Here is a 2,823-nt window from a genome sequence, read left to right on the forward strand (position 1 = left end):
GGCTTGATGCATCTCTACCTATACGTTATTTCACGGACTTTGCAGCCAGTGCAAAGTCCTGGGCTGAACTGTTACCCCTATACTTCACATAAAATGTCTGGAATCTTGCATTTCCACGCTCCGCAAAAATTCCAAGATAGGTTCCTGTAAAAGACATAGGAACCGTCCCCTCCGTGGATAATCCCGCTGTCAGACCACTTCCAAGCAGTACTTCTGTCTCCCCATCAACAGTATAATAAAAGGAATATTTCTCTTTGTCTGCAGTAATCCGAAATTGAATCTGTTTCCCTTCCGGTATCTCTGCTCTTGCTGTTACCGCGAAAATATCATGCACATGCTTTGCAAGCTGAACTTCCCATACTGCCTTGTTTTTAACCAGGCAGATTTCATAATGATAAAACTGATTATAAAAAGCAGTCAATCCAGCACGAAATCCTTCTTCTGCTTTACACGCGTCCATACATACACCTGCCTCACAGCAAAATTCCTGCTGCCGTATTCCAATCCATGTAGGGCTTGCTGCATCGTTTAGAGTCTCTTCCGTTCCTTTTAAAAGAAGACATTGCTTTTCCCTGTCCCTTATATAGCACTTCAGCTTTGGATTACGGAGATAATTATATCGATAATCTGCTTTCTCCGCTGAGAAATTATCTATAAAATCCAATCTTGTCTGACAGCCTGTTCTGACAGCAGCTTTCCGTTCTTTGGTTTCTATCAAATCCGTCTTTCCCGGTAACGGTCCATCCATAGAAAGTTCTATCTTTCCCTGATTTCCCACAATCGGCCAGCCGTCCTTGTCCCAGACAACAGGTGTCAAAAAGGTCTCCCTTCCCAGATGATGTTGCATCATAATACCGGTTTCTCCGCCATTACAGCGCGTTCCCAGACATACTATCCACCAGTTTCCATTTTGATCTTCTACCAAATCCGCATGTCCGACACAATGGATTTCCCCTTTCGTATCATCCCTATGACTCAAAATCGGATTGTGCGGACAAGTTTCATAGGGACCAAAAATAAAATCCGCTCTCTGAATCGTCTCCATATGTCCATACTCCGTGCCGCCTTCCGCCATCATCAGATAATATTTCCCAAAGCATTTATACAAATGTGCCCCTTCCGGATACTTGCCGCCACATCCATAACTTAAGATTACTGTCTCAGATAATTGCTCTCCTGTAAATGGATTAATTTCACACATATCAATGGTACAATGCCCATCAGAATCATGTCCGGTGGATACCAGATAAACCTTACCGTCATCATCCCAGAACAAGGACGGGTCTATTCCCCCCTGTTTCAACCACCTCGGCTCAGACCAGCCTTTACGCGGGTCATCGGTATACACGATAAAATTACCTTTGTCCGATACATTCGTTGTAATCATAAAAAACATACCGTCATGATACCGGATGGTCGGTGCATAAATGCCGCCTGACGGTCCGCTTCTTTGCAGATCCAGTCCGTTTTCCTCTGTCATACAATATCCAAGCAGTTCCCAGTCCGCCAGATTTTTACTATGATAGACAGGCACTCCCGGATAAAATTCAAACGTTGATGTTACAAGATAAAAATCATCTCCTGCCCTGCATATAGAAGGATCGGGATGAAATCCCGAAAGAATCGGATTTCTGTATTTCATACGCTCACCTTCCTTCGATTACGAGACGGATATCTCTGGAAGAGCTTCCGATTCGCAATTCCTTATTTTTCAATTCTGTCTCCACAAATACGGAAACTGTCTTACACTCACCCGGAAGCAGTTCTATTTTTTCAAATCCCTTCAATTCCTGCACTGGTTCTGTTTCTTTCCGTTCAATTGGAGCCACATAGACCTGAACGGTCTCTTTTCCAGATTTCATTCCCGTATTGGTTACATCACATTCTGCATACAGCCTTCCATTTCGTTCATTAACTCTCGGGTTGGCATAGGAAAACGTCGTATAGGACAATCCATGTCCAAAGCAAAACTCCGGCGCCACATCATAAGTATCATTGTAACGATATCCTACAAATACACCTTCTGTATATCGTACCTTAGAATCTCCCGGAAATTCTCCGATTGCATGTGCTGAACAATCTGTATGTTTTTTATAAAATGTCTCGGGAAGCTTTCCTGACGGATTTACATTGCCGAATACTACTTCCGCCAGTGCATTTCCACCTTCCATACCTGCATACCAGCTCCATACAACCACCTTTGCTTTTTCTATCCAACGTCCCATTTCTACCGGACTTCCGCCTACAAATATAACAACTGTATTGGGGTTTACTGTGAGCAGTTCTTCAATCAGCTCATCTTGCTCATAAGGAAGCCTCATATCTGTACGGTCATTACCTTCACTGTCATGATCATGGTTCAAACCGCCTACAAAAAGTACATAGTCATATTGTGCCGCAAGCTGTACCGCTTCTTTGCGGAGAATTGAACGTTTTGCCTGTATCTTAGGATTTACATTTTGTATCTTCGTACTTCCGCCGCCGTTTTCCAGACTTGTCTCCTGCCAGTTTGTATCAGACTCTTTCTGCTTCTCACCACTTACATAACCCGGAACATATGTCACTTCTGTATTTCCTCCAAGCAATGCCTTAATTCCCATCAGTGGTGTAATCTCATACAGTGCCTTGATTTCTGCACTTCCACCCCCATTAGAATGTGCACGGTCGGCATTCTCACCCACTACCAACAGTTTTTTTACCTTTTCTTTGGATAATGGCAGAAGCTGATCCTCATTTTTCAAAAGAATAATCCTGAATTATTCACGCCGCTATAAACTTGCTTAAAAACGGATAGCATTACTTTAAAGTAAGTAAAACCGTAAC

Annotated in this window: 2 protein-coding genes; both read right to left on the bottom strand. The window is 43.0% G+C overall.

The features are described 5' to 3' along the window. Window positions 1-25 precede the first annotated feature (25 nt). The gene (locus tag NFS18_RS19135) at window positions 26-1,642 is read right to left on the bottom strand and encodes a glycoside hydrolase family 43 protein (RefSeq protein WP_251393152.1); all 1,617 of its coding nucleotides are present in this window, start codon (window positions 1,640-1,642) and stop codon (window positions 26-28) included. 4 nt (window positions 1,643-1,646) lie between these two features. Next, on the bottom strand, window positions 1,647-2,741 hold the full coding sequence (locus tag NFS18_RS19140) for a glycoside hydrolase family 3 C-terminal domain-containing protein (protein WP_251393153.1): 1,095 nt from the start codon (window positions 2,739-2,741) through the stop codon (window positions 1,647-1,649). Window positions 2,742-2,823: the final 82 nt, after the last annotated feature.

This window comes from Mediterraneibacter agrestimuris (genome assembly GCF_943193195.1).
Taxonomy (GTDB): Bacteria; Bacillota; Clostridia; order Lachnospirales; family Lachnospiraceae; genus Schaedlerella; species Schaedlerella agrestimuris.